The organism is Vibrio sp. 1978 (assembly GCF_033344345.1).
In genome coordinates, this window is sequence record NZ_JAWPOP010000039.1 from 22,409 (window position 1) to 30,526 (window position 8,118).

The following is an 8,118-nucleotide window of genomic DNA, read 5'->3' on the forward strand; positions in this document are numbered from 1 at the left end:
ATAATCGCTTTGATTCTCTCGACTTTCATCAAGAGAGAAAAGGATTACTCTTCGTCTTCTAGCTCGATGTTGATACCTAGCGAGCGGATCTCTTTCAACAGTACGTTGAACGATTCTGGCATGCCAGGTTCCATGCTGTGGTTACCGTCTACGATGTTCTTGTACATCTTAGTACGGCCGTTAACGTCATCCGACTTAACCGTTAGCATTTCTTGTAGCGTGTAAGCAGCACCGTATGCTTCTAGTGCCCATACTTCCATCTCACCGAAACGCTGACCACCGAACTGAGCTTTACCACCTAGTGGCTGCTGAGTTACTAGGCTGTACGAACCAGTTGAACGAGCGTGCATCTTGTCATCAACAAGGTGGTTCAGTTTCAGCATGTACATGTAACCAACAGTTACAGGACGCTCAAACGCATCACCTGTGCGACCATCAAACAGTGTTAACTGACCTGATGTTGGTAGATCTGCTAGCTCAAGAAGTGCTTTGATTGACTCTTCTGGAGCGCCATCAAATACAGGAGTCGCGATTGGTAGACCGCCACGCAAGTTCTTGATCAGAGTACGTACTTCATCATCAGATAGAGAAGCAATGTCTACTTTCTGGCGAGTGTCGCCTAGATCGTAAACTTTTTGTAGGAACTCGCGGAATTTCGCTAGTTCTTGCTGCTCTTTAACCATCTGGTTGATCTTGTCACCGATACCTTTCGCTGCCAGACCTAAGTGTACTTCTAGGATCTGACCGATGTTCATACGCGAAGGTACACCCAGTGGGTTAAGTACGATGTCTACAGGCTGACCTTTCTCATCGTATGGCATGTCTTCAACAGGGTTGATCTTAGAGATTACACCCTTGTTACCGTGACGACCCGCCATCTTATCACCAGGCTGAATGCGACGTTTAACCGCTAGGTAAACCTTAACGATCTTCAGGACGCCAGGTGCTAAATCATCACCTTGAGTGATCTTACGACGCTTAGTTTCGAACTTCTTATCGAAGTCAGCTTTTAGCTCATCCCACTGCTCAGCAAGTTGCTCAAGCTGAGTTTGTAGTGCGTCATCTTCTAGCGTTAGTTCTAGCCACTTCTTACGATCAGTTGTGTCTAGTTTCGCTTCAGAGTAACCGCCTTCAATCAATACAGCTTTAACACGGTTTAGAAGGCCGCCCTCAAGAATCTGGAATTCTTCAGTTAGGTCTTTCTTCGCTTCTTTAAGCTGCATCTGTTCGATTTCAAGCGCACGCTTGTCTTTCTCTACGCCATCGCGAGTAAAGACTTGAACGTCGATGATCGTACCTGATACAGAGTTAGGTACACGTAGTGAAGTATCTTTAACGTCAGATGCTTTTTCACCGAAGATTGCACGTAGTAGCTTCTCTTCAGGCGTTAGCTGAGTTTCACCTTTAGGTGTAACTTTACCAACTAGGATGTCGCCACCCTTAACTTCAGCACCGATGTAAACGATACCTGACTCGTCTAGTTTAGACAGAGCAGACTCACCTACGTTTGGAATATCCGCTGTGATCTCTTCAGAACCAAGCTTAGTATCACGCGCCACACAAGTCAGTTCTTGGATGTGGATAGTCGTGAAACGGTCTTCTTGAACTACGCGCTCAGATACTAAGATCGAGTCTTCGAAGTTGTAACCGTTCCAAGGCATGAACGCGATACGCATGTTTTGACCAAGCGCTAGTTCACCAAGGTCTGTTGAAGGACCATCAGCAAGAACGTCACCGCGTGATACAGGCTCACCTGGCATCACACATGGGCGCTGGTTAATACATGTGTTCTGGTTAGAACGTGTGTATTTAGTCAGGTTGTAGATGTCGATACCAGCTTCACCTGGTACTAGCTCTTCTTCGTTAACTTTAACAACGATACGAGAAGCATCTACTGACTGGATTACACCACCACGTTTAGCAACTGCAGTTACACCTGAGTCAACTGCTACGTTACGTTCAATACCAGTACCAACAAGCGGTTTGTCAGCTTTCAGTGTTGGAACTGCCTGACGTTGCATGTTCGCACCCATCAATGCACGGTTCGCATCATCGTGTTCTAGGAACGGGATAAGCGATGCAGCGATAGATACAACCTGGTTTGTCGCAACGTCCATGTACTGAGCGTGCTCACGAGGGTGTAGACCAGATTCACCTTTCTGACGAGCTGTGATCAGCTCATCTGCAAAAGTACCATCTTCGTTTAGCTTAGCGTTCGCCTGTGCGATAACGAATTGGCCTTCTTCGATTGCAGATAGGTAATCTACTTCGTCTGTTACTACGCCATCTACAACGCGACGGTATGGTGTCTCTAGGAAACCGTACTCGTTACAACGCGCAAACGCAGATAGAGAGTTGATCAGACCGATGTTTGGACCTTCAGGCGTTTCGATAGGACATAGACGACCGTAGTGAGTTACGTGTACGTCACGTACTTCGAAGCCAGCACGTTCACGAGTTAGACCGCCAGGACCCAACGCAGAAATACGACGCTTGTGCGTTACTTCTGATAGCGGGTTGTTTTGGTCCATGAACTGTGAAAGCTGTGAAGAGCCAAAGAATTCTTTAACTGCCGCAGAAATTGGCTTCGCGTTGATCAAGTCTTGAGGCATGATTGCGTCAAGATCGCCTAGGCTTAGACGCTCTTTAACTGCACGCTCAACACGTACTAGACCTACACGGAACTGGTTCTCAGCCATTTCGCCTACAGAACGGATACGACGGTTGCCTAGGTGGTCGATATCGTCCACTTCGCCCTTACCGTTACGGATCGCGATCAGCTTCTTCATCACTTCGATGATATCAGTTTCATCAAGTGTGCCTTGCTCTTGAGCATCTTCACGGCCGATAGAGCTGTTGAACTTCATACGACCAACAGTCGATAGATCGTAACGCTCTTCAGAGAAGAAGAGGCTTTCGAATAGAGCTTCTGCAGCTTCTTTTGTTGGCGGCTCACCAGGGCGCATCATGCGGTAGATTTCTACCAATGCAGAAATACGATCAACCGTGCTGTCGATACGTAGTGTTTCTGACATGAATGGACCGTGGTCTAGATCGTTCGTGAATAGAACTTCTAGCGCTTTGTGGCCAGCCTGAGATAGGTTCGCTAGTGCTTCCAGGCTGATTTCCTGGTTAGCGTTAACAATGATCTCGCCAGTTGCTTCATTGATGTAATCTTTAGATGCAACTTTACCAACGATGTACTCAACTGGTACTTCGATGTGATCAACGCCATCTTTTTCTAGTTGGCGGATATGACGAGCTGTTACGCGACGACCCTGCTCAACGTAAACTTTACCATTTGCTTCGATGTCGAATGACGCAGTTTCACCACGTAGACGATCAGGAACCAACTCCATCAATAGAGTTTGGTCTTTCACTTCGAAGTTCACTTTCTCGAAGAAGATATCTAGGATTTCTTCTGTCGACTTACCTAGTGCACGAAGGATGATCGATGCTGGTAGCTTACGACGGCGGTCGATACGAACGTACAAGTTATCCTTAGGATCAAACTCGAAATCAAGCCATGAACCACGGTAAGGAATAACACGTGCGTTGTATAAAACTTTACCTGAAGAGTGGGTCTTACCCTTATCGCTGTCGAAGAACACGCCTGGGCTTCGGTGCAGCTGGGATACGATAACCCTCTCGGTACCGTTGATTACGAAGGTACCATTGTCTGTCATGAGTGGAATTTCACCCATGTAGACTTCTTGTTCTTTAATGTCTTTTACAGTACCTGCTGGCGCGTCTTTATCAAAGATAACTAGGCGTAGTTTTACACGTAGTGGCTTTGAGTAAGTTACACCGCGGATTTGACATTCTTTAACGTCAAAAACTGGCTCACCAAGACGGTAGCTAACGTATTGCAGCTCAGAATTGCCGTTGTAGCTCTGAATCGGGAATACAGAACGGAAAGCGGCTTCAAGACCGTATTGACCTTCAGGATCCTGTTCGATAAATTTGTCGAACGAATCGAGCTGGATCGATAGCAGGTATGGAATGTCCAAAACTTGTGGACGAGTACCAAAGTCCTTACGGATGCGCTTTTTCTCGGTATAAGAGTAAACCATGGGGTTCCTCAGCTCGCTGATAAGTGACCCAAACTGTCCGCCCGCTCCTAGTTACTTAAGGGGGGTAAGGGACAGTGACTAATATAGCTGTTTACTGTAGTGACATTTCATTTCGTAAGAATGAAATGTTTTTTGCATGGATATCAGGCGCTTAAACAGCGGGAAAATTCGCCTATACCCTACAGCGCAAAAAGGCCGGTGGTTAAAAAACCACCAGCCAATTAGCCGTTAGGCTAAGAAACTATGCAATAATTACTTAACAGCAACAGTTGCACCAGCTTCTTCTAGCTGAGCTTTAAGAGCTTCAGCTTCTGCTTTCTCAACACCTTCTTTAAGAGGTGCTGGAGCGCCGTCTACTAGAGCTTTAGCTTCTTTAAGACCTAGGCCAGTTGCGCCACGTACTGCTTTGATTACAGCAACTTTGTTACCGCCAGCAGCTTCTAGGATTACGTCGAATTCAGTTTGCTCAGCAGCAGCTTCGCCTGCAGCAGCGCCGCCAGCTACAACAGCAGCAGCAGCAGAAACACCGAATTTCTCTTCCATTGCTTCGATTAGTTCAACAACTTGCATTACAGACATTTCTGCAACTGCGTCTAGGATTTGCTCGTTAGTAATAGACATAACAATTCTCTTTTAAGTCAACAATAAGTTTATTAAGCAACCAGTAAAAAGCAAGGCTTATGCCGCTGCTTCTTGTTTTTGATCGCGGATAGCTGCGATAGTACGCGCCAGCTTGCCAGCCGAAGCTTCTTTCATGCACATCATTAGGCGTGCAATTGCTTCGTCGTAAGTTGGTAGTGTTGCTAGTACTTCAGCGTCAGTTAAAGCGCCTTCAAATGCAGCAGCTTTGATCTCGAAATCTTTGTTCTCTTTAGCGAAGTCTTTGAAAAGACGCGCTGCAGCACCTGGGTGCTCATTAGAGAATGCGATTAGAGTAGGACCAGTGAAAGTGTCAGTTAGACACTCGTACTCAGTACCTTCAACCGCACGACGAGCAAGAGTGTTACGAACAACTCTCATGTAAACGCCAGCTTCACGAGCTTGTTTACGTAGAGAAGTCATCGCGCCAACTTGAACGCCACGAGAATCAGCTACAACTGCAGAAAGTGCACCACTGGCAGCTTCGTTGACTTCAGCAACAATTGCTTTTTTGTCTTGAAGGTTTAAAGCCATCTTGGATTTACTCCTGGTTGTCGTTACACCACTCACTATCATCACGACAGTGAGAGCTATTGAGGTGCTTCCCCAGAAGAAAGTTAACTATATTACATAGAGCTTTCTGTCAGTTCGGGCACCATCTACGTAGGATAATTAAGTTTGCTTTTACACAAACACCTACGGTCTTGGACGGAGACTGGGTCTTAATTCATTTCGAACTAGGAGACAGTTCAAAGAACCAAAGTTCAGCCCCAACCACAAATATTAGGCGCAAAATTATACACTAATTTTGCGCCTAAGCAAATAAATTATGCTTGAGTGTTCAGGCTAGCCTGATCAACAGCAACACCAGCACCCATAGTAGTAGAGATGCTTACTTTCTTCAGGAAAGTACCTTTCGCTGAAGATGGCTTAGCTTTCTTCAGAGCAACTAGAAGTGCTTCTAGGTTCTCTTTGATCTGCTCAGCAGAGAAGTTTGCTTTACCGATAGTAGTGTGGATGATGCCGTTTTTGTCGTTACGGTAACGAACCTGACCAGCTTTAGCGTTTTTAACTGCTTCAGCAACGTTAGGAGTTACAGTACCAACTTTAGGGTTTGGCATAAGACCGCGAGGACCTAGGATAGTACCTAGTTGACCTACAACGCGCATTGCATCTGGAGAAGCAACAACTACGTCAAAGTTCATTTCGCCTTTCTTAACTTGCTCAGCAAGATCTTCCATACCTACGATGTCTGCGCCAGCTTCTTTAGCTGCTTCAGCGTTAGCACCTTGAGTGAACACTGCAACGCGGATTTCGCGGCCAGTACCGTGAGGTAGTACAGTTGCACCACGTACGTTCTGGTCAGATTTACGAGCATCAATGCCAAGGTTAACAGCAACGTCTACAGACTCAACGAATTTAGCAGTCGCTAGTTCTTGAAGAAGAGCAACAGCTTCGTTGATTTCGTATTCTTTAGTTACGTCAACTTTTTCGCGGATTACGCGCATGCGCTTAGTTAGTTTTGCCATCTTATTAACCCTCTACCACTAGGCCCATTGAACGAGCAGTACCAGCGATAGAACGCTTCATCGCTTCGATGTCAGCACCAGTCATATCAGCAGCTTTAGTTTCTGCGATTTCTTGGATTTGAGCGTCAGTTACAGTACCAACTTTTTCAGTGTTTGGACGACCTGAACCAGACTTAACGCCAGCAGCTTTCTTAAGAAGAACAGCAGCAGGTGGAGTCTTAGTTACGAACGTGAAAGAACGGTCGCTGTATACTGTGATAACTACTGGAGTTGGTAGACCTTTCTCAATAGATTCTGTTTTTGCGTTGAACGCTTTACAGAATTCCATGATGTTCACACCGTGTTGACCTAGTGCAGGACCTACTGGTGGACTAGGGTTAGCCATACCAGCAGCAACTTGTAGCTTGATGTAAGCTTCAACTTTCTTAGCCATGATAATTCCTAAGTTTGGGTACAAACGCTAATCGCGGATCAGCTCCCCGTTTGTGTAAGAAACTTTTTACTTCACTTGAAGTAAAAAGGCGCGAAATTATAGTCATAATCCGCGCCTTATACAACCCTAAAAAGGTGATTTTTTATACTCTTTAACGAAGAGTCTTAGTCCAGCTTTTCAACCTGACCAAATTCAAGCTCAACTGGTGTCGCACGACCAAAGATCGATACAGACACTTTCAGGCGGCTCTTCTCGTAATCCACTTCTTCAACAGTACCGTTGAAGTCAGCAAATGGACCTTCGTTAACACGTACCACTTCACCCGCTTCGTACATTGTACGCGGACGAGGCGCTTCACTCGCTTTCTCAAGACGATTAAGAATCGCGTCAGCCTCTTTATCCGTGATAGGTGCCGGACGGTCTGAGGTACCACCAATGAAGCCCATGACACGCGGCACACTGCGTACTAGGTGCCATGATTCATCGTTCATAATCATCTGAACAAGGACGTAACCTGGGAAGAACTTACGCTCAGATTTGCGACGCTGACCCGCGCGCATTTCCACTACTTCTTCAGTAGGAACCAGTACTTCACCGAATAGCTCTTCCATGCCGTGCATTTTGATATGCTCGCGCAGAGATTGAGCTACACGACCTTCAAATCCAGAGAAGGCTTGAACCACATACCAGCGTTTTTTTGGAGCTTCACTCATGAATAAAAACCCTCTATACCCCAGTTGCTAGAGCTACTAGACGAACCATAATTCCGTCAATACCCCATAGCACTAGAGCCATTACAATACTTACAGCTAAAACGATCAGTGTTGTTTGCATGGTTTCTTGGCGAGTAGGCCAAACAACTTTACGTACTTCCATACGAGATTCTTTTGCAAAACTGATCGCTGCTTTACCTTTAGTCGTTGTTGCTGCAACGCCTAAGGCAGCTGCAATAAGAACAACAACGCCTGCAGCACGAACCACTACAGACATTTCACCATACAGGTAATTACCCACAACAGCGGCAGCTGCCAATACGAAAGCGGCTACCCACTTAAACGTATCTGCTGCGTTTGAGCTATCAGGAGTTTCAGCATTATTTGCTTTCATAAAACCAACCTGTTACAAGTCTTAATATAGACGACAACAACCCCGCTGTTGCAGGGCAAACTCCATATCGCTGAAAAAATCAGCGTACTCTTCTTAAGATTAAGCCTCTTTGCTTAATCTTGCTCTGCGCCCAACCCACTTCTGAACAAGAAAACAGCAAAAATAATGTTGAGTGCAGAAAAAGGGCATCAAATGATGCCCTTTTTGCTACTGGTTCGTCAAATCTAATTCAAGATTTTCCGAAAGCATCGCTAATTCGCTATGAATTAGTCGAAGATCTTAGCAACAACACCAGCACCTACTGTACGGCCACCTTCACGGATCGCGAAACGTAGAC

Annotated in this window: 7 protein-coding genes and 1 pseudogene; all 8 read right to left on the reverse strand. The window is 45.8% G+C overall.

What is annotated here, in order from left to right; translation table 11 throughout:
* Positions 1 to 44 precede the first annotated feature (44 nt).
* On the reverse strand, positions 45 to 4,073 hold the full coding sequence (rpoB, locus tag R8N49_RS23220; protein ID WP_005384685.1) for a DNA-directed RNA polymerase subunit beta: 4,029 nt from the start codon (positions 4,071 to 4,073) through the stop codon (positions 45 to 47).
* Positions 4,074 to 4,325: 252 nt separating this feature from the next.
* The gene (gene rplL / locus R8N49_RS23225; RefSeq protein WP_005382540.1) at positions 4,326 to 4,694 is read right to left on the reverse strand and encodes a 50S ribosomal protein L7/L12; all 369 of its coding nucleotides are present in this window, start codon (positions 4,692 to 4,694) and stop codon (positions 4,326 to 4,328) included.
* A gap of 57 nt (positions 4,695 to 4,751) precedes the next feature.
* A complete protein-coding gene (gene rplJ / locus R8N49_RS23230; RefSeq protein WP_005382538.1) occupies positions 4,752 to 5,246 on the reverse strand; it encodes a 50S ribosomal protein L10 in 495 nt (164 codons plus the stop codon).
* 293 nt (positions 5,247 to 5,539) lie between these two features.
* Entirely contained in the window at positions 5,540 to 6,241 is a 702-nt protein-coding gene (gene rplA / locus R8N49_RS23235) for a 50S ribosomal protein L1 (RefSeq protein ID WP_005384683.1), read from the reverse strand.
* Between the two features lie 4 nt (positions 6,242 to 6,245).
* Positions 6,246 to 6,674, reverse strand: a complete 429-nt coding sequence (gene rplK / locus R8N49_RS23240; RefSeq protein WP_005384682.1) for a 50S ribosomal protein L11 — start codon at positions 6,672 to 6,674, stop codon at positions 6,246 to 6,248.
* Between the two features lie 164 nt (positions 6,675 to 6,838).
* Positions 6,839 to 7,387 (reverse strand): transcription termination/antitermination protein NusG, encoded by a 549-nt coding sequence (gene nusG / locus R8N49_RS23245; RefSeq protein WP_005384681.1) that lies wholly within the window; start codon positions 7,385 to 7,387, stop codon positions 6,839 to 6,841.
* Between the two features lie 13 nt (positions 7,388 to 7,400).
* Complete coding sequence (gene secE, locus R8N49_RS23250; protein ID WP_005384680.1) at positions 7,401 to 7,781, reverse strand: preprotein translocase subunit SecE; 381 nt, start codon at positions 7,779 to 7,781, stop codon at positions 7,401 to 7,403.
* Positions 7,782 to 8,047: 266 nt separating this feature from the next.
* A pseudogene (locus R8N49_RS23255) lies at positions 8,048 to 8,118 on the reverse strand (elongation factor Tu); the annotation flags it as partial.